General features: G+C 32.0%; 29 protein-coding genes. 27 read left to right on the top strand and 2 right to left on the bottom strand.

The features are described 5' to 3' along the window. Window positions 1-103 precede the first annotated feature (103 nt). From HHX25_RS19095 to HHX25_RS19075, 5 genes are all read left to right on the top strand, one after another. A complete protein-coding gene (locus tag HHX25_RS19095) occupies window positions 104-613 on the top strand; it encodes an RNA polymerase sigma factor (RefSeq protein WP_169676759.1) in 510 nt (169 codons plus the stop codon). After that, on the top strand, window positions 600-1,025 hold the full coding sequence (locus HHX25_RS19090; protein WP_169676757.1) for a hypothetical protein: 426 nt from the start codon (window positions 600-602) through the stop codon (window positions 1,023-1,025). Before HHX25_RS19095 ends, HHX25_RS19090 begins: the two co-directional genes overlap by 14 nt. Before the next feature lie 40 nt (window positions 1,026-1,065). Then, on the top strand, window positions 1,066-1,581 hold the full coding sequence (locus HHX25_RS19085) for a hypothetical protein (RefSeq protein WP_169676756.1): 516 nt from the start codon (window positions 1,066-1,068) through the stop codon (window positions 1,579-1,581). Between the two features lie 331 nt (window positions 1,582-1,912). After that, on the top strand, window positions 1,913-2,713 hold the full coding sequence (locus HHX25_RS19080; RefSeq protein ID WP_240964579.1) for a DUF6597 domain-containing transcriptional factor: 801 nt from the start codon (window positions 1,913-1,915) through the stop codon (window positions 2,711-2,713). A gap of 28 nt (window positions 2,714-2,741) precedes the next feature. Beyond that, window positions 2,742-3,170 (top strand): VOC family protein, encoded by a 429-nt coding sequence (locus HHX25_RS19075; RefSeq protein WP_169676754.1) that lies wholly within the window; start codon window positions 2,742-2,744, stop codon window positions 3,168-3,170. A 275-nt stretch (window positions 3,171-3,445) separates the two neighbouring features. Here the strand turns inward: HHX25_RS19075 and HHX25_RS21120 are convergent, their stop codons facing one another. After that, window positions 3,446-3,739 carry a transposase gene (locus HHX25_RS21120; RefSeq protein WP_317169111.1) on the bottom strand — a complete coding sequence of 98 codons (294 nt, stop codon included), beginning with the start codon at window positions 3,737-3,739 and terminating at the stop codon, window positions 3,446-3,448. 284 nt (window positions 3,740-4,023) lie between these two features. Here HHX25_RS21120 and HHX25_RS19065 point away from each other — a divergent pair, with 284 nt between their 5' ends. From HHX25_RS19065 to arsM, 21 genes are all read left to right on the top strand, one after another. After that, window positions 4,024-4,284 (top strand): hypothetical protein, encoded by a 261-nt coding sequence (locus HHX25_RS19065; RefSeq protein ID WP_169676753.1) that lies wholly within the window; start codon window positions 4,024-4,026, stop codon window positions 4,282-4,284. Further along, entirely contained in the window at window positions 4,256-4,819 is a 564-nt protein-coding gene (locus HHX25_RS19060; RefSeq protein ID WP_169676752.1) for a TetR/AcrR family transcriptional regulator, read from the top strand. Before HHX25_RS19065 ends, HHX25_RS19060 begins: the two co-directional genes overlap by 29 nt. A 47-nt stretch (window positions 4,820-4,866) precedes the next feature. Further along, window positions 4,867-5,274, top strand: a complete 408-nt coding sequence (locus tag HHX25_RS19055) for a nuclear transport factor 2 family protein (protein WP_169676750.1) — start codon at window positions 4,867-4,869, stop codon at window positions 5,272-5,274. Window positions 5,275-5,286: 12 nt separating this feature from the next. Then, window positions 5,287-6,258: an alpha/beta fold hydrolase gene (locus tag HHX25_RS19050; protein ID WP_169676748.1), complete on the top strand. Its 972-nt coding sequence runs from the start codon at window positions 5,287-5,289 to the stop codon at window positions 6,256-6,258. 454 nt (window positions 6,259-6,712) lie between these two features. After that, window positions 6,713-6,862, top strand: a complete 150-nt coding sequence (locus HHX25_RS19045; RefSeq protein ID WP_169676746.1) for a hypothetical protein — start codon at window positions 6,713-6,715, stop codon at window positions 6,860-6,862. A gap of 61 nt (window positions 6,863-6,923) precedes the next feature. Next, window positions 6,924-7,829 (top strand): hypothetical protein, encoded by a 906-nt coding sequence (locus tag HHX25_RS19040; protein ID WP_169676744.1) that lies wholly within the window; start codon window positions 6,924-6,926, stop codon window positions 7,827-7,829. Between the two features lie 334 nt (window positions 7,830-8,163). After that, the gene (locus HHX25_RS19035) at window positions 8,164-8,694 is read left to right on the top strand and encodes a hypothetical protein (protein WP_169676741.1); all 531 of its coding nucleotides are present in this window, start codon (window positions 8,164-8,166) and stop codon (window positions 8,692-8,694) included. A gap of 466 nt (window positions 8,695-9,160) precedes the next feature. After that, complete coding sequence (locus HHX25_RS19030; protein WP_169676739.1) at window positions 9,161-9,601, top strand: GNAT family N-acetyltransferase; 441 nt, start codon at window positions 9,161-9,163, stop codon at window positions 9,599-9,601. A 168-nt stretch (window positions 9,602-9,769) separates the two neighbouring features. Then, on the top strand, window positions 9,770-10,666 hold the full coding sequence (locus HHX25_RS19025) for a hypothetical protein (RefSeq protein WP_169676737.1): 897 nt from the start codon (window positions 9,770-9,772) through the stop codon (window positions 10,664-10,666). 84 nt (window positions 10,667-10,750) lie between these two features. Next, window positions 10,751-10,879: a hypothetical protein gene (locus tag HHX25_RS21380; RefSeq protein ID WP_262888898.1), complete on the top strand. Its 129-nt coding sequence runs from the start codon at window positions 10,751-10,753 to the stop codon at window positions 10,877-10,879. Window positions 10,880-11,309: 430 nt separating this feature from the next. Next, window positions 11,310-11,798, top strand: a complete 489-nt coding sequence (locus HHX25_RS19020; RefSeq protein ID WP_169676735.1) for a hypothetical protein — start codon at window positions 11,310-11,312, stop codon at window positions 11,796-11,798. Window positions 11,799-11,879: 81 nt separating this feature from the next. Next, window positions 11,880-12,740, top strand: a complete 861-nt coding sequence (locus tag HHX25_RS19015; RefSeq protein WP_205958074.1) for a response regulator transcription factor — start codon at window positions 11,880-11,882, stop codon at window positions 12,738-12,740. A 130-nt stretch (window positions 12,741-12,870) separates the two neighbouring features. Beyond that, window positions 12,871-14,157: a hypothetical protein gene (locus HHX25_RS19010; protein WP_169676734.1), complete on the top strand. Its 1,287-nt coding sequence runs from the start codon at window positions 12,871-12,873 to the stop codon at window positions 14,155-14,157. Between the two features lie 256 nt (window positions 14,158-14,413). Next, on the top strand, window positions 14,414-15,454 hold the full coding sequence (locus HHX25_RS19005; protein WP_169676732.1) for an alpha/beta hydrolase family protein: 1,041 nt from the start codon (window positions 14,414-14,416) through the stop codon (window positions 15,452-15,454). A 124-nt stretch (window positions 15,455-15,578) separates the two neighbouring features. Next, window positions 15,579-16,250 carry a hypothetical protein gene (locus HHX25_RS19000; protein WP_169676730.1) on the top strand — a complete coding sequence of 224 codons (672 nt, stop codon included), beginning with the start codon at window positions 15,579-15,581 and terminating at the stop codon, window positions 16,248-16,250. Between the two features lie 174 nt (window positions 16,251-16,424). After that, complete coding sequence (gene lgt, locus HHX25_RS18995; RefSeq protein WP_169676728.1) at window positions 16,425-17,252, top strand: prolipoprotein diacylglyceryl transferase; 828 nt, start codon at window positions 16,425-16,427, stop codon at window positions 17,250-17,252. Window positions 17,253-17,367: 115 nt separating this feature from the next. Continuing rightward, window positions 17,368-18,357, top strand: coding sequence for a hypothetical protein (locus HHX25_RS18990; protein ID WP_169676726.1), 990 nt, complete (start codon window positions 17,368-17,370; stop codon window positions 18,355-18,357). Window positions 18,358-18,574: 217 nt separating this feature from the next. Next, entirely contained in the window at window positions 18,575-18,754 is a 180-nt protein-coding gene (locus tag HHX25_RS18985; protein WP_169676724.1) for a hypothetical protein, read from the top strand. 117 nt (window positions 18,755-18,871) lie between these two features. Next, the gene (sigZ, locus tag HHX25_RS18980) at window positions 18,872-19,420 is read left to right on the top strand and encodes an RNA polymerase sigma factor SigZ (RefSeq protein WP_169676723.1); all 549 of its coding nucleotides are present in this window, start codon (window positions 18,872-18,874) and stop codon (window positions 19,418-19,420) included. A gap of 316 nt (window positions 19,421-19,736) precedes the next feature. Then, window positions 19,737-20,456 carry a PIG-L deacetylase family protein gene (locus HHX25_RS18975; RefSeq protein ID WP_169676721.1) on the top strand — a complete coding sequence of 240 codons (720 nt, stop codon included), beginning with the start codon at window positions 19,737-19,739 and terminating at the stop codon, window positions 20,454-20,456. 11 nt (window positions 20,457-20,467) lie between these two features. Then, complete coding sequence (gene arsM, locus HHX25_RS18970) at window positions 20,468-21,391, top strand: arsenite methyltransferase (RefSeq protein ID WP_169676719.1); 924 nt, start codon at window positions 20,468-20,470, stop codon at window positions 21,389-21,391. A gap of 590 nt (window positions 21,392-21,981) precedes the next feature. Here the strand turns inward: arsM and HHX25_RS18965 are convergent. After that, window positions 21,982-22,311: a hypothetical protein gene (locus HHX25_RS18965; RefSeq protein ID WP_169676717.1), complete on the bottom strand. Its 330-nt coding sequence runs from the start codon at window positions 22,309-22,311 to the stop codon at window positions 21,982-21,984. Window positions 22,312-22,747: 436 nt separating this feature from the next. Between HHX25_RS18965 and HHX25_RS18960 the strand changes: the two genes are divergently transcribed. Further along, on the top strand, window positions 22,748-23,743 hold the full coding sequence (locus HHX25_RS18960) for an IS110 family RNA-guided transposase (protein WP_169670953.1): 996 nt from the start codon (window positions 22,748-22,750) through the stop codon (window positions 23,741-23,743). Window positions 23,744-23,798 lie beyond the last annotated feature (55 nt).

The raw sequence follows: 23,798 nt of genomic DNA, 5'->3' as shown, positions 1-23,798 counted from the left end.
AAAAGATATGTTTTCGATTGATTATCATTGATTTATAGATTATTTTTAAATAAAGCACATTTTTTTGTTATGCCTACACTCATTTTATCGTTATTAAAATAGAATGAATAAGAAAGAATTTAGACTTAAAGTATTTTCACTATCAGAGCATTTGTTTCCTATGGTTTCTCGAATGCTTGGAAATAACGCGAACGCAGAAGATGCTATCCAAGAAATAATGATGAAACTTTGGTTAAAGCGTAAGCAAATTGGGCTACATCCAAATATTACAGGTTTTGTATTCTTAACAGCGCGCAATTATTGTATCGATTTAATGAGGAAAAAAAGGTTGGAAATTGATGATTCTCCTTTGCAACTTGAAATATTAAAGTCAGAAAACGGTCAAGAACAACTGGAATGGAAAGAGTTAAATATTATTATTAAAAAAATTCTCAAAAGCTTACCAGAACAACAAAGAGAAGTTATAATGATGCGAGACTTAGACGGTTATGAATTTATTGAAATAGCCGCTGCATTAAAACTTAAGGTTGAACATGTTAGAGTACTGTTGTCTCGAGCTAGAAATCAGGTAAGTATAGAATTAGAAAAAACATATAGCTATGGAAGAGGATAAAATTGAGAGATTAATTGAAAAATATAAAGAAGGAAATAGTACGTTAAACGAAGAGCAGTTTTTGTTTGACCATGTTAAGAATTCAGAACTCTCATTGGAAGCATGGTCTACTTTTGTAAAAAATAATAAAAGGGAGGTCCCAAAAAACTTTAATGACACATTATGGGAATCCTTTCAAAACAAAAAAATCGGAAAACGTAAGAGGTTTATTGGAATCATGTCTGCAGCGGCTTCCGTTATATTATTAATCTCTCTTTTAATAGCCAGCCCAAAACAAAAAGAACTCAGCTATTCTGAGAAAGAAGATTTATTAAATCAAGCTCTAAATATGATGTCTAATTCAGAACCATCAGAAACCCAACAGCGTATTATTTATGAAAATGAAATGATTATTATTTACACAACACCCTAAATCTATATATATAACTATTAATAAATAAACATTTAGAAACATGAAAAAAGTAATTTTAACTGTATGTGCAGTATTGCTATCCATTTCGTTAATTCAAGCACAGGAGCATACTGAAGAAAAAGGTGAAATCGTAAAACCAGAAAAACTCAATTTTAGGCTAAAAGATGGTGCAAAACCAGATATTTATGTTGATGGAAAAAAATTCGATTTTCCAATGGATTTATTGGATACAGATAGAATTGAATCAGTAAATGTTATTAAAGGAGATAAGGCCATAAAAGAATACAATTCGAAAAATGGTGTTGTGCTTGTTACAACAAAAAAAATCACTACTGAAAAGGCAATATCTAAGATAAAGTTTAAAGGCGATGGTGTCAATAATAAGATGCCCATATTAATTATTAACGGAAAGAAATCTGATAAAGACATGCTTGAAAAAATATCTCCTGATGATATTGAAAGCATCGAAGTGTTTAAAAATGAACAGGCTTTGAAAAAATATAACGCTCCCAACGGTGTTATAGTCGTAACAACTAAAAAAGAAAAGAAAAAATAAATCTGCTGAGAATTTAAAGTTAACCAAGAAAATACCCGTTGGTTACAATGTATAAAAATAATAGCGGCTTTGGTATTTAATCAAAGTCGCTTTTTTTTATATTTAAAGTCAATAGTAAACGGAAAGGTTCGTGTTTCAAAACCTATTACTATTTTTAAAGGCATTCCAAGATAAAACCCGTTGGCGCCAGTTTTCAACTGGTATTGCCCAAAAGAAAAAGAGTAAGCCAAATAATTTTAAATCCATTAAAATCCCTTAGATTTGAAATAAATGGAATATAATTGCTACTATAATTTTGCTGTACAACAAGGCTGAAAAACTACGATAACGAATGAACGATGGAATTGTAAACTGGAATCTTGACCCAGTAATTTTGCCAAATCGAATGAATTACCAAGAAAAACATACAGAAGGATTTATTTCTAACTTCATAAAGAGTTTTTGGAAGTTTGAAACTTTCGAAAAACAATGCAACTACGAAATACTTCCAGATGGATTTTTTGACTTGATATTTGAAATAAAAAATGGAAAAATTACCAAAGTATCACTGACAGGAGTTTGGACAAACCAAGTTCAAGTATCGATACCTAAAAAAACAAAACTAATTGGGGTTCGTTTTAAACTAATTTCTGCCGAATATGTTTTCAAGCAATCAATCAAAGAACTTAAAAATACAAAAACAGAATTACCAACAACTTTGTGGGGCTGTGAAAGTTTTGACTTTAGCAACTTTGAGAAAGTTACCAATTCTATAACCGAGAAATTACAATACGGACTCAAAAACCTAAAGGAAATAGATAGTAGGAAATTTGAACTTTTCAGGATTCTTTACGAACGAAAAGGTGAGGTTTCTATTAAGAAAATTTCGGAAAGACTTTTTTGGAGTAGTCGACAAATCAATAGGTATTTTAATAGCAGATTTGGCTTTTCGCTAAAAACATTTTGTAATATTTTAAAATGCCACTCTTCCCTAAAACACATTTCTAAAGGTAAATTTTTCCCAGAAAACAATTACTACGACCAAGCCCATTTCATTAAACAAATAAAGCAAATTACTGGAACGACACCAACCAATTTACATTTGAACAAAAACGACCGTTTTTTACAATTGACTACCATTAAGGTAACTTAAATTTGTTCTTTCATTAAAATTCAATAAAATGAAAGTGAATAAATTAACGCCTAACTTTGAGGTAAAAAACATTAGAAAAACTGTAGAGTTTTATCAATCTGTTTTAGGGTTTATACTTGTAATGGCTGTTCCCGAGACACAAGACGGAATTGAACAATCATTTACTGATGATAAAGAATATATTTACGCATTAGTTAGCAAAGACAATGTAGAAATGATGTTTCAAAAAACTGAAAGTTTCAAAAGAGATGTTCTTTTTGCCAAAGACCTTTCAATGTCAGCGAGTGTTTCATTCTATATGGAAATTGAAGGCGTTGACAACTTTTATAAACAGATCAAAAGCAAAGGACTGAATCCAACTAAACTAAAAACAGCTTGGTATGGAATGCGAGAATTCTACCTAACCGATAATAACGGCTACATCCTAGGATTTGCAGAAAAAGGTGCAGAACAATAGAAAAATAAATGGCACACAACAAGGATAACCGTTGCGCAAGGCACTAAAAAAACAATAATCTTTAACTCAAAAGCTCCATTTAGGGGCTTTTGTTTTGAGTGAGGTTAATTTACCGTAAAAACTATAAGGCTGTTAAGAGCCTTATTTCAAGTCTAGTTGTGAGGCTTTCAGGTAATTTAAAGACCCTCTGGGCTTTGGCACCACTTTTTATGGTCTTCGAGATAAATTTCAGGTATTTCTTGAGGTTATAGGCCATAGCCGAGTGGAGCATCACCTTATTGGCTTGTTGTATCCCAATGGTATTGATTCTTTCTAAGGCCCATAAACTGTGTGAGCGTTCCCAATATGAGTTCTACCGTACTCTGCCGTTTGGACTTCATATAACGCCCTTGCGGACTGTTTACCCGAGCATTATTGCGCTTGTATGCTTCGCGATAAAAAGTAACGGTAAATTTCTTTTCCTGTGCTGATCTGCCTAAACATCGCGTTCTTATAGGGCAATCTATACAAACTTGTTTTGAGCCCCTATATTCCTTCTTTTTGGCATGGTTCTTTTTCTCTGTGAACACCTTTTTAAAGGGGATGTTTTTTCCTTGGGGACATGTGTAACTATCGGTTTCTTTATTGTGCTCAAATATTTACAAAAATGTAAACTATGTCTCTTTACTAACATTTGACCAACTCACTATCAATTAGATGATGCTATCAATGATTTTAACCAGAATAACATTCGTTATGCGTTAGATATCATTGATATAAAAAGTGGATACTTAAGAATTACGGGAGCTTTTGAAGGTCATATCCAAATGTTTATGATGATTTCTTTAAAGACAAAGAATCTGATATTAAAGAAATGAAAGAGAAAGACACTTTAGCTACTTTTTTATTTGATTTACCTCGAACAGGTAAGAATATTATAGCAAAATGGGGAAATGAAGATTTGCAAGAGACTTATAAAAAATATGGGCATGGAGATAGGATGAACCTCATTTGGTATAATGGGAAATTTAACAAAGGAGACATATTCTGGAAACAAATTTTTACCGAACGTTTGGTAATTGCATATTTTCACCTATATTTGCACCATGAGACCACAGAAAGTATTAGATATTGAAATCTTAAAAGGGTTGACTAAAGTTTTTCGTTCTAAAGGATATGAAGGAGCAAGCTTAAAAGAATTATCTGAAGCAACAGGTTTAAAAAAAGCTAGTCTGTATCACAGATTCCCAAATGGAAAGCAAGAAATGGCTGATGCCGTTTTAAATCATTTAGACGAATGGGTTAGCAATAATGTATTTCAGTCTCTTTTGGATGATGATATTGAGCCTCAAATAAGATTAAAAAAAGGGTTAGAAAAAATTCGAACTCTATATAATGACGGAAAAGAAACCTGCATTTTTCGGGCTCTATCTATGCAAACAGGTGTTGAACTATTTGAGGAGCAAATAAAAAACGGAATGAACGAATGGCTTTCCACTTTTAGGGAAATTGGAACGGCGTTTCAGTTAAATCACAAAGAAGCTGAACAAAAAGCTTTACAAGTATTAATTGAAATTCAAGGTAGTTTAATAGTGACCAAAGGATTAGGAGATATTTCAATTTTCGAAAATGCGTTAAAAAATATTGAACAAAATTATATTAATCAATAAAAATTTATTTATTAATTTTACCGAATGTTCGGTAATAAATTACAATCATGAAAAAATACCCACTACCACCTTTCAACAAGGAAACAGCCGAACAAAAAGTTCAAATGGCGGAAGACGCATGGAATAGCAAAGACCCTATTACTGTGTCTATGGCTTGCACAGAAGATACAGAATGGCGTAACCGAAATCAATTTATTAATGGTCGGCAAGAAGTACAAGAATTTTTAAAAAACAAGTGGCAAAATGAATTAGACTACAAACTTCAAAAAGAGTTATGGGCTTTTCTCGATAATAGAATTACCGTAAGATTTGAATACGAATATAAAAACAAAGAAGGCATATGGTATAGGGCTTATGGTAATGAAAATTGGGAATTTGATGAAAACGGATTAATGCTTAAGCGTTACGCAAGCATTAACGACCTAGAAATAAAAGAATCTGAAAGAAAACTTTAAATACATATTACAATGAAGAACTTTAAACTTATTTATCTATTTGCCTTGATGCTAATAGTATCTTGTCAAGAAAAACCGAACACATTAAAGGATGAAAACACGCATTCAAGCCAAAAGCAAACAAATCCAGTTTACTACAAAACATTAAGTGTTGATGGTGTAAAAATAGCTTATAGAGAAGCTGGAGATAGCAAAAACCCAACACTAGTTCTTCTACATGGTTTTCCATCGTCTTCTCATCAATATAGAAAAGTATTAAATCAACTTTCTGATGAATTTCATCTGATAGCGCCAGATTATCCTGGTTTTGGAAATAGTGATTTTCCTTCTGCAAAAGATTATGAATACACTTTTGATAATATTGCAGAAACAATAAATTCATTTTTAAAATTAAAAGAAATCTATACCTATGCCTTAATGATTCAAGATTATGGAGCGCCAATTGGTTTTAGGATAGCTACGGCACATCCAGAAAGAGTAACTGCAATAATTAATCAAAACGGTAATGCTTATGAAGAAGGGCTTGGAGAAGCTTGGGAAGACATTAGAGCTTTTTGGGCTAATAGAAATGAGCAAACAGAAAATGCACTGTTGCCAGTTTTCTCTTTAGAAGGCTTAAAGTGGCAATATACACATGGAACCAGAGACCCCGAAAGTGTAAATCCTGACACATGGCATTTAGATTACTTAAGACTATCTAGACCCAATGCTCATGCCGTAAACCTTGATTTATTCTATGACTACCAAAATAACTTAAAATTATATCCGAAATGGCAACAATATTTAAGAAATAATCAGCCACCTCTATTGATTGTTTGGGGTAAGAACGATGCATTCTTTCCTGAAAGTGGAGCAGAAGCTTTTAAAAAAGATGTAAAAAATATAGATTATAATATTTATAACACGGGACATTTTGCTTTAGAAGAAGATGGAAATGAAATTATCAATAAAATAAGAGCATTCATGAAGAAAATATCGAAATAGCCAGTTATTAACAAAGCCGTGTAAAAATAATTGCTTGGTTCGTTCTATTTTTGCTAAGTTAGTTACTTAATCGCGCAACTATCCTTACACGAACCGTCAGACTGCGCAAAAAGTCCAGTAATCTACAATATTTTGTGTATAACTTGCTCGGCATCCTATATGTGATCAACTCAAATTCTTGGTCGTCACTCTGGAATTAGGAGCGGATAAAAAACACTAAGCAGAACAATTTGTACATTGCATATGCCTCCTTCGGCAGGCAAACGCAACACACAAGAAACGTTGGTAGTCATTTGAGAAATGAAATACAAGAACTTAGTAGTTTGAAAAACAAATTGTTATATGCGAATTTCTGAGCAATAACCGCTGGTGCCAGTTTGCAACTGGTACTCAGGCACATAACTTTTCTATAAGACCTTTTCCTGGAACAATACAACACTTTGATTATTTAACCATGGCTTTAAAAGGAAAATACGTAGGGGTTGAAGATCTTGGTAATGGTATTTGGAAAGTATTTTTTAGACATGTATTTTTAGGTTTCTTTAATGAAAGGGAGTTAATAAATAAAGAATCAAATATAAGGTTAGAAACTAATTTAGTGTAAAGTTTAATCCTTAACTTGTGTAAACTATGACCTTAACGAACATTAAAAACCAATAGAGAAAATGACAATAACTGATTATTTAAGTAAATTTGAAATAGACAAATTTCGAATTTACTATCGAGAAGTTAATCGTTTTGACTACATATTTACAGATAAGTCTAATACATCAGAATTACTAAGAGTCCAAGACAACATGACGATTAATAATTCAATTTTAAATTCAAAAGGAGAAATAAATGAGACTTATGAACTGATTGTAAGGTCTTCGAATATAAGTGAGCTTGAAAACTTGATTCAGGTTGACTCAAATAATGTTTTCCCAAACCGTAAAAATTCGTTTTTTGATATTGCAATTATAATAGAAAATAAAGAGGAAATAATAGGTGGTTTAAATGTTGATTTTAGAAATAGATTAGCAAAAAGTATCGAAAACCAAATTCTATATGTTTCAAGTGAGTCAATTGATGAACTAGCTGCTCTTTACAAGAGATATAACTGTCAAATAACAAAATATTATCTTCCACCGTCTATTCCTATAAATAATCATTGGACAAATTATCACTTTCCATCAAACTTCTTTTATAATCCAGCATTCGAGCTTTATGAAGCTACAATTAATACAGGTTTAATGTGCTTAAACTTTGAACATGCAAGAATAGAAATATCTCCCGTCGGCACAAAAGTATCTGTTCAACAAATTAAAAGAGTTCAACAAATGGAGTCAAACAGATTTGAGATAAATAAGTTTCTAATTAATAAATTTTGGGAATCGTATAATTATGTGAAAGAAGATTATGAGTTACCTTATTTGAATAAAAAAGAACAACTATATTTTTTTGTAAAAACGAGTAGTATAATTGTTCCTATTGAGGAAAATGAACCGATTACAATATTCTTTAGAACTTGGGACGATGAACACGGACAGACAGTTTATTATTACGATAAAGACAAGATTGAATTTGAGTAAAACCATCTTCCCTGCTGGTGCCAGTTTGCAACTGGTACCAGCCAAGAGTAGTTCTTCGCTAATACGTTAAACATCTGTAAATAATTACAAATGAATTAAACCCCCGCCCGTTGGACGGAAAGGGAAAAACCAATATTACCTCGTACTTTAATTAAAATCTTTAAGGGCTTAAATAACTCCTAAAGAATTATTGGACTTCAAATTAGAAAAGGATAATTTTAAATCCATTAAAAATCCTTTAGATTTGTGAAAATATAATGGATATAAATGTACCAGTACATTTATTCCTTTGTTGTGTCTAATTTGAGAAACCCATAATAAGCGAAATATTACTATGAAAACTAAACTAATTATTTTAATTCTATCTCTATCATTAACAAACTGCAACTTTTCTCAAAAAAAAATAAATAATAAGAATAGTGTTCAGAAAGAAATTTCTAAAATTAGAGGCAGTGACAGAATGGGGTTTGACAATGAAAAGAACAAAAAGATTTATGACCTCCTTAATTATCCAAAAGAAGGGTTTAAAGAATCCCAAAATGGACTAGAATTTGAAATTCTTTTACAAAAGGATAAAAGTGGATTTCATAATAAAGGAATTACGTGGTTTGTTTTAGTAAACAATTTTAAAGAAACCGAAGCAGATTGGAATGAGTTATATAAATGGAGTAATAAATTCGATTTTGACATGACGGCTTTGAATGAATTTTTTTTTCTAAGTGAAAACATTAACATTGAAAAAAGCTTAGAAAGAACTAAAATTATTCGTGGATTCTTTGATGACACCAATGCCAAAAATAAAATAATTGCCCTAAGAGAAATTAATGAAGATAAAGATAACTTTAGTAAATTTCCATTTAAATAAAAACTACACATAACAAAGTGTCCTATGAAAAGCACTATCCCAGTGCTTCAAAGTTAATATTTTATTTTTTAATTATCTCATAATGAATGTTTTGTAGTGTTTAATTGTTGGTAATTCCAAATCGATTTCTAAAAACATTTTCACGGAAAACAGTGTGATTTATAATTCATTATTTGAATTATTTTTGCTTCAGAAGAGAGATCGTTAAGGTTTGTCTTTTGCCATAACTTATGTTAGTTGATGCTTTTGGCAACTGCTTAAGGAAAAATTATGATTAATAAAAAATCCTCCATTAAAGCCAGTTTATAACTAATACTGACTAAAAGTAATAGGTCTAGAAGCTCTTATAAATAATTTTAAGTTAGAGAGAAACCCCTTAAATTTGTAGATAAACCGTATAGCATATAAAGGACATATATCCTTTGTTTTATTGTTAGCGATTATTTAGAGGAAATTAAAAAATTAAATGGAAATTAAAATACGACAAGCAAAACCATCAGAATTTATTAATGTCCATAATCTGATTAAAGAATTTGCGGAATTTATCAAAACACCTGAAAAAGTCAAGATAACTCCTGAACAAATGGTTAAGGACGAAGAATATTTTAAATGTCTTATAGCTACTGACGGAAAAACTATCATGGGATTTGCTACGTATTTTTTCTCTTATTACTCTTGGACAGGAAAAGCGATCTACTTAGATGATTTATATGTTCCTGAAAAGTATCGAAATCAAGGTGTCGGAAGTAAACTATTTGACAAAATTATGGAAATAGGAAAATCTGAAAATTGCTACAAAATGAAATGGCAAGTCTCTAAATGGAATGAAAATGCTCAGAATTTTTATAAAAGTAGAGGTGCAATTATTGACGAAATTGAGATTAACTGTGATTTAGAGCTGAATTAAAAAAACGAAAGCACAACAATATATCTGCAATTAAGGCAGGTTTGACTACGTCCGAATTCATTCGGAATTGCTAAAGCCTGTGCCAAACAGAAAATTAACGCAGATTAACCCGTAACAGAAGGTTATACAAAACTGTTGTGTGTAATTTTAACCATCCTTGAAAACAAAATGATTTTATCGAAAAACGATTTTCTAAAAGCAAGAGATTTTATATTGACAAATGCGAGAATGATTGAAAGACGTTTATTTGAATTTCATTTTGCAAACGGAGATATGAATGGTGTTTTTCACGCAGTTTATGCTTATCGAAACCCTGATGGTGGATTTGGCCACGGAATGGAACCAGATACGGCATCACCTGAAAGTCAACCTCTGTTTAGTATTATGGCACTTGAAACGCTTGATGAAGTTGGTTGTTTGACCAAAGAAATCATTCTAAAAGATTTTATGCCATATTTTGAGAGTATAACGACAGAAAAAGGAGGTGTGCCTTGGATGTTTAAACCAAAAAGTGATTATCCCTGCGAAGGACATTTTAAAACAGTTAAAGAATGGGCGGCTTTAAGTACTACTGCTCCTTTACTTGGGTTTTTGGAAAAGTACGATATAGATATCCCTTGGATGAAAAAAGCAGAAGAGTTTGTTTGGAGTGAATTTGAGAGAATAAAGGATACACATGTTTTTTGCTATTTATGTGTGCCAAGATGGCTAACCTTTTTAAGGTATACTAAAAGTCAAGATGAGGCAAAAAAAACAATCAATGACTTAAGAAACTGGATATCAAATAACGGAACAATTTACGAGGATAAAACTGATGAGGGTTGGGGACTTTACGGAAAACCGCATAGTTTAAATTATGCACCATCTTCTGAAAGCATTCTATATTCGTTATTTTCCAAAAAGACTATCGAATCTGACATAGAAGAACTAATTAATAGGCAAAAAGAAGATGGGCGATGGGGAACTTGGTATGGTATCAGTGAGGGAACAAAATTAGAATGGGCTGGTATACAAACATTATGGGTTTTGAAGGTGCTGAAAAATTATGGTAGAATTGAAAAATAAAAACGGCACACAACAATGGCAGCCGTTTCGAAAGACTCTAAAAAACACAAAATTTAGCTCCAATGCATCTTTTTAAAGAGTTTTTTGTTTTTAGAACGGTTCGTTGTTCCTGTTACTGATGATATTTTCCTGATAGCCTCCCAAGTACAGCTTGGAGAAAACAATGGGGTTGATGCTTTTTTTGCCACTACTGCCGTAGTAGCTTTTGGTTAAAGAGCATAAATAATCCAAGCCCAGAACTTCCTTTAGCCTGCGATAAAAAACCTCTTTAGGGTATGCTCGCAGAGCAGGAATTGAGCAAATAATTTCTCTTGGTAATCTTTCTCGCCTTGCATATAACAAAATATGAAATTTCGGTATATTTACATGGTAGTTGTGCAACGGGCATATTGTATAAAAATAATGCTTAGTTTTATGCTTATTCAAAGGCTAGTGCGTATTTGGTCTCTCTGATTTTCCTGCGGAAAACCCTCGAACACAAAACCGCACTATTCTTATACAAACCATTGTGTACAATAAGTAAAGTCATAGAATGGAAGAAGAATTATATTCAAAATTCACTCAAGAAATACTTGAGAGCACTCACAAAGTATATGAATTGACTGAAAATGATATCCAAACTGGAACAATTGAGTTTCTGATAATGAAGGAAGAAGGATATGCTGAATATGTCATTGAAATTGGAGTGGAACAAAATGAGTTTAGTGACGAAATTAATTATGGTGGGTTTACAATTGAAGTGCCCATTAAATCATATGGTTTTAATTCATTAATAGGAAAGACTTTTGATAAAACCGATCTAATAGACACTCACGGTTCTTTCTACATCGTAAACTCATATGAAGATTTAGAGATTCATAGCATTACTTTTGGTAACCTGAAAGGAGAAAATTTGGAGGCAACCATAGAATTCTCACTAATCTATCCGAATTGGAAAGAATCTAAGGGGACGATGAATACATCATTGAAAATCGGACCGATAGTGCTTAGTAATCAAGTTATAGATCCTACAGAAGAAAATCGAGTAAAAGCACTTTCGATTCTTGAAAATTATCTAGAAAAAACCGAATTAAATTTAGATTCCAAAATTTCAAACATGAACGGTTTTAGATTTCAATATAAAACTAAATAAAAGTACATAACACTATGTAAAAATGCATTAAAACGCATTTTACACTAAACGTTATGTGTAATCAAACTAACATAAATTTTAATGAAATACTTAGAAGTAATTTTATTGGTATTTGCTTACACAATACTAGTTGTTACAATATTCTTGGAATTAATTTGTTACAATAAGAAACTTGAAAAATGGGAAACTATAGCTTTGACTTTTTCATTATTACTTTTAATTATATCTATAACTTTTTCAAGTTTCTTTGAAAGTATAAATTCAAATGAGATAACTAGTCTTTTTACTTTACTATCAATGATTCTAGTCGCTTTAACTACGCCATTAAATATGATGGCAGAAAGACAGCATAAAATACCTCGATTCTGGAAGAAGTTACTTTTTGTTAATTCTATACTACTATTTCTGGCCACTTGTATTGCATTTTATATAAATTCCTTAGCCTATGTTGAATATATTATTGTGAGCTTTTTGGCTATTTCTGTAATATTATCGATGATATGGATTATAATAACTAAGCCTAAACAATCAATAAAACATAAAGAAAAGTCAGAACGTATTTTTGCCATTATTTTTTTGGTGATTATTCCTTTATCAATACTCGGTAATTACGTTTTTGTAGAAATTGGTTATAACTTAAAGATTGGATTCACACTTCCTTTAATTTTTATTCTTCTTGCGGGAGATAAGTTAATAGATGACATTCAACGTTTATCATTATTTAAACCACGCTCAGAAAACAAAGAACAACATTTTAAAAATTATTCCATTACTGAAAGAGAAAAAGAAGTTGCTTTACTTTTAATCGAAGGAAAAGCATATAAACAAATATCAGAGCAGTTATACATTTCTATTCCTACGGTGAAAACACACACAAGTACTATTTACAAAAAGTGTAATGTAAAAAATCGCACTGAATTGGCTGCACTTCTACTCAGCTAACTAAATTATAAGTTTCTGATTATCAATACTCATACTTTTGTATGACATTTGGTTTTTATGGTATTTTCATACTTTTTCTCGATTGTCATCGATAATTTTGACTAATACTTTTGTCTTATAAATATAACACATGAGACAGAAATTATTATTTACCTTCATATTAATGCTATGTTCAGTAAGTCTATTTGCTCAAGAAGTATCTTCAGGTCAAAATAAAAAACGTCTTGATTTTGCCAAAATGTATTTTGAATTAGGAAGTAATTTTTCTCCATCCTTTACAGGTAAAAAATTAGTAAACAATGAAATTGTTTCTTTTGAAAATTCAGCTTCGTCAACTCAGTATTTAAATTGGGGGGCATTTCATTTTTGGGGACATGCAGAGTTTTATGTTACTTTTCCGGTGAATCAACTCAATTTAAAAAAGAATAATGAAACAGACTTTACACTAACAAACTATGTCGTAACAGGTGCTCGGTTTTTACCTTGGGCTTTTAGAGAGAAAAAAATAAGACCTTATGTTGGCGTAAGTTGGGGGGCAATAGATTTTCAGCAAAGAATCAAACCAGAAGAAAACCAACCTATTCTTTCTAAAGAGTTTTTATTAGTTCCAGAAACAGGGCTCATGTATGGTTATAAATCTTTTATGATTAGATTAGGGCTTAGCTACAATTATGATAATAAATGGAATTACCCTCTATCAAGAACCATATTTTCTGAAATTGAAACTCCAAAATTCAACTTTCAACTGGGCTTAAATTATTCTTTTGAAAGTAGTAAGAATGAAAAACCTGAAGATAAAAAATTATGGAATAGTTATCCAAGAACATCTAGCATAGGTTATAACGCTACCAAATTTGGTGATTTCTTTATTGCTATTGGCCCTTCTCTATCCTTTTCTCTTTCAAGCTCAGAATACAATAAAACTAAATTTCCTTATTTAAAGGGTAAATTGACATCCACCAATTATTACGACATCGCCGTAGGTTATCAATTTAATAAATTGGGTTTATTCACGGCATTATCATTTAGAAATCCAAAATTTGAAACTGAAGGATATAGTGCCAAACAAACAATTAAAAAGACATCTTTTGCATTTGAGATAAACAAATTCATAACTGATTACACAGGATTTGCTCCATATATTGGATTAAACTTAGCCTATGATAAATTGAAGTATTCAGAAAATGTAGATAATGCAACAAAAGGTTTGACATTTAATAATTTTGAGCCAGGCATTACCTTTGGTTGGGATATTGTCCCAGGAAAAACATCGGAAGCATTGATACTACGTACCAACTTAAGGTGGTATCCTTATTCTTCATTTAAATTAGATAAAAAAAGCTTTAACTTTAGTCAATTAGAATATAATTTAATTCAAGTTGTATTTTATCCTGAGAGATTAAAACGAAAAAAATAAGACTACACACAATACTGTATAAAAAATATAGGCCAGGTTAAGATTGATCGAGAGATTTGGGCTTATCCGCTATGTCGCCAAATATAAAATTTGGTGTTTCAATATTAAAGATAAACACAAAATAGCATATTTGGCTTAGTTATAAACGTGAAGTTGGAACTAACCCGTTACTCTATGTTTCTTATACTCACCGTTGGTGGTAATTAAAAAAAATTGTAACAAAAGTCGAAAAATCTTGTCTTTTAGAAAAAATAAGATGAATAAAACTTTAAACATTCTTTTTACTACTTTGATCGCAATTAACACCTACAGTCAAAATATTCAAGAATTATTAGATTTTGAGTTCGAAGGTATTAAACTTTCGGGAGTTTTAAACCTTCCAACAGATTTGGAACCAAAGGGAATTGTATTGATTGTTCACGGTGACGGAAAAACAAATGCCGTCGAAGGTAATTGGTGGTATGACGTTCGAATGGCTATATTAAAATCGGGTTATGCTACTTATATGTGGGACAAAATTGGTTGTGGAAATAGTGGTGGGTCTTATAAAAACGGAAGATCTATTGAAAATGAATCTTTAGAAGTAATTGCAGCAATTAAACATCTGAAAGAAAACAAAATAAAAGGTTCTAAGAAAATAGGACTATGGGGAATTAGTAGGGCTGGTTGGATTAATCCAACAGTTATTGACGAATATAAGAATATTGCCTTTTGGATTTCAGTAAGTGGAGTTGACGATGACGAAACATTCAAGTATCTATTAGAACAAAATTTACGAATCAATATTAAGTCAAAAGACTCTATCAAGATTATTATGAATGAGTGGCATAATAGTATTTTATTATCTCGTGGTGGAGCAAGCTATAAATATTATCTATCAAAGACTAAGAACCTTCGAGAAAATGAATTTTGGAAAAAAATCACTAATGGAGGAATCAGCGAAAAAAGTTATTATGAACATCAGAAAAATATACAAAATACAACATTAGACAAAGAATCTGAACTACCATTATATGTAGAAAATTTTGAACAGATGTTATCAAAAATTAAAATTCCAGTACTTGCTTTATTTGGAGAAAAAGATATGACTGTAGATTGGACAAAGACAAAGACACTTTACGAAAAGACATTGAGAGCAAAAGCTGATTTGAAGATTGAAACTTTTCCAAATTGTAATCATAATATGTGGCAAGCTAAAACAGGTGCTATTTATGAGTTTGAAGATAAGAATTGGAAATATGTAAGGTGTGATGGGTTTCTGGATTCAATTACCAATTGGTTAAATCAATTAAAATAAAACTACCACGAACAAAGTGTATAATTCATTGCTAGTACTTGACTACTTACCAAAACCTTAGCTAACTTTAATTCTTATTAAACACGCGACCGTTGTAGGTAATACCTCAAAAATGTAAATTTAGATGAATTGGAAATGGAAAGAAAAAAGTATTTTAAATAACTATAATGAGAATACTCCTTGTAAGGATATATTTAAAGCTGTTTGTGATGAAATAGCCCAATACTATATTCCTAAAGGTTGGAAATATGCTAAATCTAGACCGAAGCTAACATATAATGATAAGAGTATAAAAATAGAAATAGCATTTTGGTCAAGTGGAAGTAATATGCAAGGAGATTATGTTAATCTTGAAATAATACCTGCAATATATTCTCTTGATTTAAAAAAAGAATTAAAATTAAAAGGGATTGACTCCAAAGGATATATACTTGGTTATCCAGATATATTTTTTGAAAAGCTAGAAGATATACCTAAAGGGCTAAAAAGAGTGATCGATTTATACGGGAATATTCACGAATATGAAGAAGAATATGAAGAGACGAGTGTTTTAAGACATCATAACAACATTAATGTTTATGGAATTAACGAGATTGATTTGGTAAAAATAATTGACTTTATTGATAATAAGATTGTCATATGGAAAGACTTAATAAATGACTACGAAAAACTAAAGACAAACATTACTACTTTTTTAAAATCCGACTTTAAAAAACTGAAGGAAGGAGATTTTGCAAATTATATTAAATACAAATTTCCTGATAAGTATTCTGATTTTGAAAAATTTAAAAATTAGTAAAAACCGCTGGTGCCAGTTTTCAACTGGTACTGCCCAAAAGAGAAAGCCAAATAAGTTAAAGTGTCCGTAAATAATTTTAAATTCATTAAAAACCCCTTAGATTTGAAATAAATAGAATATAATTGCTATTATAACATTGTTGTGCACAAGGCTGAAAAACTACAATAACGAATGAACGATGGAATTATTAATTGGAATCTCGACCCAGTAATTTATTGGATAACCGAGACTTTTCCTTTAAAATATTATGGCTTATTTTTTATTACAGGAATTCTTTTAGCTCATTATGTTGAAAAAAGGATTTACGATAAAGAAAATATACCAATTGAGAATTTAGAAAAGCTATTTATTTATGTTGTTGTTGGAATAGTTTTGGGAGCTAGACTTGGACATTGCTTATTTTATGACCCTTCATACTATTTTGAAAACCCACTCGAAATTTTACTGCCGATAAAAAAAATCGGAGACTCATATCAATTTATCGGATTTCAAGGATTAGCGAGTCACGGAGCAACAATGGGAGTATTAATAGCAATCGGAATTTATTGTAAAAATTATAAAACAAACTTTTTATGGGTTTTAGACAAAATAGCAATTGTTGCACCAATAGTCGCAGCTTTTATAAGGTTTGGAAATTTTATGAACTCTGAAATTTATGGAAAACCGACAAATGGAAACTGGGGAGTTGTTTTTCAAAGAGATGATTTAATACCTAGACACCCAACTCAACTTTACGAAGCGTTTTCATATCTAATAATATTTGGAATATTAATGTTAATCTATAAGAATAGAAAAGAAAAATCTAACGGACTGATTTTAGGTGTGGCTTTGGTTTTGATATTTTTGGCAAGATTCTTAATCGAATTTTTTAAAGAAAATCAAGTCGATTTTGAAAGTGAAATGTTAATTAATATGGGGCAGGTTTTAAGTATTCCATTCATAATTATCGGACTGATTTTAATATTTGTAAAAAAAAGCCCAGTGTACAATACCGTATAAAATTAATTGCTAGTGCTAACCTACTTACGAAAATTCGAGAGGATTTTCTATTCGGAGCTTAAACCACGCAACTAATCTTATACATAAACGTTCTATGCAATAAGAAGTAAAAATCATGACAAATAAAGAATACCTAGACGATCTGTTTGAAAGACTCGAAAATGAAAACCTAAGACCTGGACTTGAACTTCCAGAAGGAGTTTCTTATAAATCAGATTTAACTATTGCGTATGAAGCTAGAATTGAAAGTAAAAAGCTAGACAACCCTGAGTTTATACCTTTACTAACCGACCGTCTTAGTAAAGAGAAAGTAACAAAAGAAAAAATCAATATCATTCATGTCTTAGTAAGCCTTGCTGATAAAGTTGAAGAGCATTCAATTGCTGATTTTATTATCAATTTTGTCAAAAAAGAAAAAGTACGTTGGGTAAAAAATGTTTCTCTTGGTGATTTGGTACGTTCCAACTTACAAATAGAAAATGAAAAAGAACATTTGTTCGAACTTGTAAAAGATAGAGATTGGCAAATTAAGTTGAGTTCGCTGGGACTTCTCAAAAAACTTGATGACTCCTATTCACCTAGAATTGAGAACGTCTGCATTGAACTAATCAACTTGAACAAAAAGAAACCTCACGAACTAAACTCAATATGTGGCGTTTTAAGTAAGCATGGCTCTATCAAATCTCTTGAACCAATTAAAGAAGTAGCAGCAACAAGTAGTAAAGCATTCACGGTTAACTCTGCCTTAGGAGCTATTGCCTCAATTAACGGAGCTAATGAACTGGAGTTCTTTATAGATATCTTTGAAAACAACAGAAACAATGATGTCAAATCCATGTCAACCCAATTATTATGTAAATATGGTAATGAAACTGTAATTGATTTATTAATCAAGAGAGCTAAGAACATCTTATCAAAAGCTCGTAAGTCTAACGTTCATTATGTTGGTGGATCTCAACCAGAGTTAGTTCATATACTCAAATTTTTGACGCAATACACAGATATAAGAGTCGATAAACTTATAGGTTTTATCACTTCTAAGAAACTTGATTTAATGGATGAAACCGAATCAAAATGGTTTCACGCGAACATAAAAAAAGCATAGAACACTGTATATAGCAAATAGGACGTTTGGTGGTTTAAGAAGGTTCGGTGCTATTAAGATACGTTAAAGGCACATCGTTTACACTTTTTCAGGTTGTAATTTGAGATAAAAATCAAATTACCATGCCTTGGAAACCAACAACTATGGGAAAAACACCTCATTTTGATTACGATCTAAACTATAAGGTTCTCAAAGTAACACAAAACGGAGTCATTAGATGGAAGTCTTATTATTGGGTCTGTTTAACAAGCACACTAAAAGGAAATATGTAGGAATCCAAAATCTTGGAAATGGTATTTGGAAAGTGTTTTACAGAAACGTATTTTTAGGTTTCTTTGATAAATATGAATTAAGAAATAAAGAGACATCTATAAGGTTAGAAACTAATTTAGTGTAAAGTCTAATCTTTAACTTGTGTTAAAACAGACCCTTTAATGAATATATTTAAAAAAATGCATCCATTTCAAACTTTCTACGTCCTTAAGAAAGAACAAGGAACAAATTGACGACCTAAATGAATCAAACGCCCGAGAATATTTGGAACGATTTTCACAAAGAATTAAAAAACTTCATCCTAAAAAAAGTAAAGGACGAAAATATCACCAATGACATTTTACAAGATGTTTTTATAAAGATAATCGACAATTCGGACAAAATTGAAAAAGCTAAAAATATACAAAACTACATTTACGCCATTGCTCGAAATACGACAAACGACCATTTTAGAAGAGCAGCAAAGAAAACCGATTTTGAAAACGAATTCTTGACCTTTAATGAAGAAGAAAGCCTATCTTTGAATTCAACAATTGCAAATTGCTGTATCAGACCATTTGTCAAACAACTACCTGATAAATATCAAGAAGCATTGACCAAAACAGAATTTGAAAACGTTAGTCAAAAAGAATTGGCAGCACATCTTAACATTTCCTATTCAGGTGCAAAATCAAGAGTTCAGCGAGGAAAAGAAAAACTAAAGGAACTTATATTGACTTGTTGCAATTTTCCAAGCGATACTTATGGTAATATTCAACCAGTGGAGTCAAAAAATTGTAATTGCGACTAATTTTTGCGTCTTTTTCTAAATTCCACGTCCTACTGGCAAGGGTAATATTGCCCGAGTCTTAAATTTCTTTCATTAATGAAAAAAATCGTAATCATTGCACTGGTTGCTCTAGGTGCTTCACTTGCTGTGTATGCAGGTATAAATAACCAGAGAACAATTGAAAAAGCAAAAACAGGATGTTGTGACAAAACAAAGTGTTGCCTAACACAACCCGAAACAAAAAATTGTTACCAAAAGAGTTATTACTAAATTTTTTTTTTTTGCGTCTTATTTAACTGTTTTACGTGTTTGGTATAAACAATCTAAAAAGATAGCAATGAAAATAATGTACATCTTTCCGCATCCTGATGATGAATCTTTTGGACCAGCAGGAGCAATAGACAAACAGATAAAAGAAGGTAACAAAGTCGTTCTATTAACACTTACAAAAGGAGGAGCGACAAAGGTTAGGCACCAACTTGGGCTTTCGGTTCAAGAAATGGGAGCAATAAGAGAAAAAGAAATGCTCAAAGTTCAAAAGACTTTGAACATTTCAGAGATGACCATTTTAGATTATCAAGATGGCAGACTTGCCAAAACCAATCCATTACATCTCGAAGCCGAAATACTAAAATGGTTGCAACATTATCAACCTAATGTGGTTATAACCTATCCTGTTCATGGAGGTAGTGGACATCACGACCACATCGCTTTACACCATATCATCAAAAGACTTTATTTCGAGAAAAAGGAAAAGTTACATTATTGGAAACGACTGGCCTATTTCACGGTGATCGACACAGGAAAACCTATGTTTTTTGATGGAGGTATTCCACGGGTAACCTGGACAAGGGAAGCTGACATTGTAGTAACGGAGAAACTAGACGAATCTAATATTTCGGCAATGAAAAACGCACTGCTTTGCTATGATACTTATCAAGAAATGGTAAAAACCACCAATGTTATTGAAAGAATCGGAAACAAAACGCATTTCGAACTTGAAAATGAAAAGCACAACAAAATACTTTCATCAGTAACAGAATCAATAACAGTTTAAAATTCAAGAAAATGAAAATAGACACCATTCAAGAAAAAATTAAGAAATCTTACGGAAACATTGCCAAAGGGAATGTACAAGTAGGTTGTTGTTCAACAGACTCAGGATGTTGCACAACAGACGAATTTATTAATTCTATGGCAGAGAGTTATGAAAACATAGGTGGTTACCAAAAGGAGTCTGATTTCGCCTTGGGATGCGGAATTCCTACAGAAATCGCAAACATAAACGAAGGAGACACGGTTATCGACCTTGGTTCGGGTGCAGGAAATGATGTTTTTGTTGCACGTAGAATTGTGGGCGAAACGGGAAAAGTAATTGGAATAGACATGACACCTGAAATGGTTATCCGTGCTTTACAGAACAATCAAAAGTTAGGCTATCAAAACGTAGAATTTGTTTTGGGAGAAATTGAGAATATGCAGGGTATTCCCAATTTAGTTGCAGATGTTATTATAAGCAATTGTGTGATGAATCTTGTTCCGAACAAGCGAAAAGCATTTAACGAAGTCTTTAGAATTTTGAAAACAGGGGGACATTTCAGCATTTCAGACATTATTTCCTTAGGTACGCTTCCGAACAAAATCCTGGAAGCGGTAGAACTCTACTCTGGTTGCGTTGCAGGAGCAAGTGAAAAAGGAGAATATTTGGGAATTATCAAGTCGGCTGGTTTTAAAAATATCCAAATCAAAAAAGAGCGGAAAATTGACTTGCCTGATGATTTATTATTGAAATACTTAAATATGGATGAATTAGCTGAATTTAAACAATCAGGCACAGGAATTTATAGCGTAACAATCTATGCAGACAAATTGGATGAAGGTAGCTGTTGCGAAACGACTGGTAACGGATGTTGTGGAAGTGAAGAAAAAGTGACATCTGAAAAAATAAGTTGCTGTGGAACAGAATCAAATAAAGGAATAGGGTGTTGTTGATTAAAAAGCACACCTAAGTCCCCGCAGCTACAACGTATAAACAAAAGTGGTTTGAGTATTACTTAAATCACTTTTTTATACTTACAGGCAGTAAAAATGGGATCGATTAGAGTTTCACGAACCTGTTCTTCTTCTACAAAACCATTCTTTAGCATATAAAAAGTTAGTGTATTTAGCAAGTTTTGGATTTTTTAAGGTAAAATCAATTCTATTTTTGGGTTATAAAACTCGAACTTTAATAAACAAACAAGAGTCTATAAATTATAACCAGATAGCAGAAGCCATTAATTATATACAACATAACCATACAGGACAACCAACTCTTGACAAAATTACAAAGAAAGTTCATTTAAGTCCGTTTCACTTCCAGAGACTTTTACTGATAGGGCAGGTGTTAGTCCAAAAAAATTCTTGCAGTTTAAGTTATTAAGAGGTGTACCAAGAGTGCGGTGTACCTTTAGCAAATCAAACAGGCACCAAACAAAAACCAAGCGCTGGCTAATTTTATGCCTGCACTGGCCTTTAATGGCACCTGCTTGCCCCCTTATCCAAAATAGAGCCAGGACGATGAATATTGAGAAGCCCTGGCTCTAGCTATCAACACAACAGATTATCTTGTTAGCCTTAATGCAGCGTTCTATGTTTTCAATAATAGTAATGGCGGGAATTAAGGCTCTGTTGTTAAAGTATATGGCAGGGAACTCCTCAAAAAAGCTGTCGAACATCTTTTTGGAGAGCGGTTTTGTACCCGAGCCGTAGCAGACATTGGCATGGACCACCCCCACGACCTTTAGCCCCGTTTTACAATGTGTTTTAACCTTACTGGAAAGCTCCGACCTGTCCAGCAAAACAATTAGCGTAGCAATAAGGGCGTAATGTGGCAGTATAAAGCTGTCTGGCAGTGTATCATCTTTTTCCATAATTATCATTTAGGTTACCAAAACATGATTTGAGTACATAAAAAGGGAAAAACACTTCCCTTTGGCCTAAAATGTATGGGAACAAAAAAGGCGCGGAACTCAACTTATCGTATCAGTGGTACTGGTATACCTGGGAACAACAAGCGAGCCCACGCCCAATAGACCTTTAGATTTGTTTTTATTAAAGATTAAAAAAGGGATTTATAATTATGTTAAAAAGATGGGGTCTGGGGAAGACTCTTACCCTTTAAAATTGTTATTAATTTTAAGGGTAGTAAAAAGAACGGAGTGAACTTGCACGCCCGTTAGTAAACAAGAACTATCTCACGTATTAGTCTCCGTTCTTTAAAACTGGTTACAAAGGACCAAATAGAATCATAGCGTTTACCTATTAAAGGTTTTAGTCAATGTAACCATTAACTTAAAACATAAAATTATGAAAATTAAAGAAACGGTAGGGATCGACATTAGTAAATTGACTTTGGATGTAAGGATTCATAGTAGTCAGGCGTTCAACGTTTTTGAAAACACATTGAAAGGATATGGAAAAATGCTGAAATGGGTGAGAAAGAACACACGTTATTTAAACACGGAAACGATATTTGTTTTTGAACATACAGGACTGTATTCACATGGGTTGTCCGTGTTTTTGTCCGAAGACAATATTTCCTTTGCAGTGATCTCTGGACTGGAAATAAAAAAGTCTTTGGGAATAGTCCGAGGTAAGAACGATAAAATAGATGCCACTAAAATAGCCTTATATGCATATAGGCTCAGGGATGAAATTACTCTGTTTCAAATGCCTACTAATGCAATTAATAAATTAAAACGGCTACTATCACTTCGTGACCGAATGGTAAAGCACAGAGCAGGCTATAAAAATTCATTGGGAGAATACCAGAGGCTGTTTTGTAGAGTTGAAAACAGGATTTTCTTTCAATCCCATAAGAAATTGATCCGATATTTGTCAATTGAGATTAAAGCTATAGAAGGTCAAATGAAGAATATCATTGATAGTAGCTCTAAACTAAAAGAGCATTACAGACTGATAACCAGCATTAAAGGTATAGGTGCTCAAACTGCTTTGTTTTTAATCGTTCATACCAACGGTTTTACGAAGTTTAAGAATGCTCGGAAATTTGCTTCATATTGCGGAATAGCCCCATTTCCATATTCTTCAGGAAGTAGTATTCGAAAGAGGACAAGGATAAGCCACTATGCCAATAAAAAGATAAAGAGTTTGCTGGATATGTGTGCTAAAACAGCCATCCAACATAATATTGAAATGAAATTATATTATGAGCAGAAAGTCGAAGAAGGTAAAAATAGAAGGAGCACAATAAATGTGATAAGAAATAAATTATTGGCCAGAGTTTTTGCAGTAGTACAAAGAGGAACCCCTTATGTAGATATTAAAAAATATGCTGCTTGAAATAAACTAATAAATTTATCGGTAAAAATTTGTTTTAATCATAGAATACGTGAGC

It is taken from the genome of Flavivirga algicola (assembly GCF_012910715.1).
Lineage (GTDB): Bacteria > Bacteroidota > Bacteroidia > Flavobacteriales > Flavobacteriaceae > Flavivirga > Flavivirga algicola.
This window is presented reverse-complemented; position numbering and strand designations above follow the sequence as displayed.

Coding starts and splice junctions, on each gene's coding strand:
- HHX25_RS19095 (WP_169676759.1), top strand. CDS start 104: ATGAATAAGAAAGAATTTAGACTTAAAGTATTTTCACTATCAGAGCAT.
- HHX25_RS19090 (WP_169676757.1), top strand. CDS start 600: ATGGAAGAGGATAAAATTGAGAGATTAATTGAAAAATATAAAGAAGGA.
- HHX25_RS19085 (WP_169676756.1), top strand. CDS start 1,066: ATGAAAAAAGTAATTTTAACTGTATGTGCAGTATTGCTATCCATTTCG.
- HHX25_RS19080 (WP_240964579.1), top strand. CDS start 1,913: ATGAACGATGGAATTGTAAACTGGAATCTTGACCCAGTAATTTTGCCA.
- HHX25_RS19075 (WP_169676754.1), top strand. CDS start 2,742: ATGAAAGTGAATAAATTAACGCCTAACTTTGAGGTAAAAAACATTAGA.
- HHX25_RS19065 (WP_169676753.1), top strand. CDS start 4,024: ATGAAAGAGAAAGACACTTTAGCTACTTTTTTATTTGATTTACCTCGA.
- HHX25_RS19060 (WP_169676752.1), top strand. CDS start 4,256: ATGAGACCACAGAAAGTATTAGATATTGAAATCTTAAAAGGGTTGACT.
- HHX25_RS19055 (WP_169676750.1), top strand. CDS start 4,867: ATGAAAAAATACCCACTACCACCTTTCAACAAGGAAACAGCCGAACAA.
- HHX25_RS19050 (WP_169676748.1), top strand. CDS start 5,287: ATGAAGAACTTTAAACTTATTTATCTATTTGCCTTGATGCTAATAGTA.
- HHX25_RS19045 (WP_169676746.1), top strand. CDS start 6,713: ATGGCTTTAAAAGGAAAATACGTAGGGGTTGAAGATCTTGGTAATGGT.
- HHX25_RS19040 (WP_169676744.1), top strand. CDS start 6,924: ATGACAATAACTGATTATTTAAGTAAATTTGAAATAGACAAATTTCGA.
- HHX25_RS19035 (WP_169676741.1), top strand. CDS start 8,164: ATGAAAACTAAACTAATTATTTTAATTCTATCTCTATCATTAACAAAC.
- HHX25_RS19030 (WP_169676739.1), top strand. CDS start 9,161: ATGGAAATTAAAATACGACAAGCAAAACCATCAGAATTTATTAATGTC.
- HHX25_RS19025 (WP_169676737.1), top strand. CDS start 9,770: ATGATTTTATCGAAAAACGATTTTCTAAAAGCAAGAGATTTTATATTG.
- HHX25_RS19020 (WP_169676735.1), top strand. CDS start 11,310: ATGAAGGAAGAAGGATATGCTGAATATGTCATTGAAATTGGAGTGGAA.
- HHX25_RS19015 (WP_205958074.1), top strand. CDS start 11,880: ATGAAATACTTAGAAGTAATTTTATTGGTATTTGCTTACACAATACTA.
- HHX25_RS19010 (WP_169676734.1), top strand. CDS start 12,871: ATGAGACAGAAATTATTATTTACCTTCATATTAATGCTATGTTCAGTA.
- HHX25_RS19005 (WP_169676732.1), top strand. CDS start 14,414: ATGAATAAAACTTTAAACATTCTTTTTACTACTTTGATCGCAATTAAC.
- HHX25_RS19000 (WP_169676730.1), top strand. CDS start 15,579: ATGAATTGGAAATGGAAAGAAAAAAGTATTTTAAATAACTATAATGAG.
- lgt (WP_169676728.1), top strand. CDS start 16,425: ATGAACGATGGAATTATTAATTGGAATCTCGACCCAGTAATTTATTGG.
- HHX25_RS18990 (WP_169676726.1), top strand. CDS start 17,368: ATGACAAATAAAGAATACCTAGACGATCTGTTTGAAAGACTCGAAAAT.
- HHX25_RS18985 (WP_169676724.1), top strand. CDS start 18,575: ATGGAAGTCTTATTATTGGGTCTGTTTAACAAGCACACTAAAAGGAAA.
- sigZ (WP_169676723.1), top strand. CDS start 18,872: ATGAATCAAACGCCCGAGAATATTTGGAACGATTTTCACAAAGAATTA.
- HHX25_RS18975 (WP_169676721.1), top strand. CDS start 19,737: ATGAAAATAATGTACATCTTTCCGCATCCTGATGATGAATCTTTTGGA.
- arsM (WP_169676719.1), top strand. CDS start 20,468: ATGAAAATAGACACCATTCAAGAAAAAATTAAGAAATCTTACGGAAAC.
- HHX25_RS18965 (WP_169676717.1), bottom strand. CDS start 22,311: ATGGAAAAAGATGATACACTGCCAGACAGCTTTATACTGCCACATTAC.
- HHX25_RS18960 (WP_169670953.1), top strand. CDS start 22,748: ATGAAAATTAAAGAAACGGTAGGGATCGACATTAGTAAATTGACTTTG.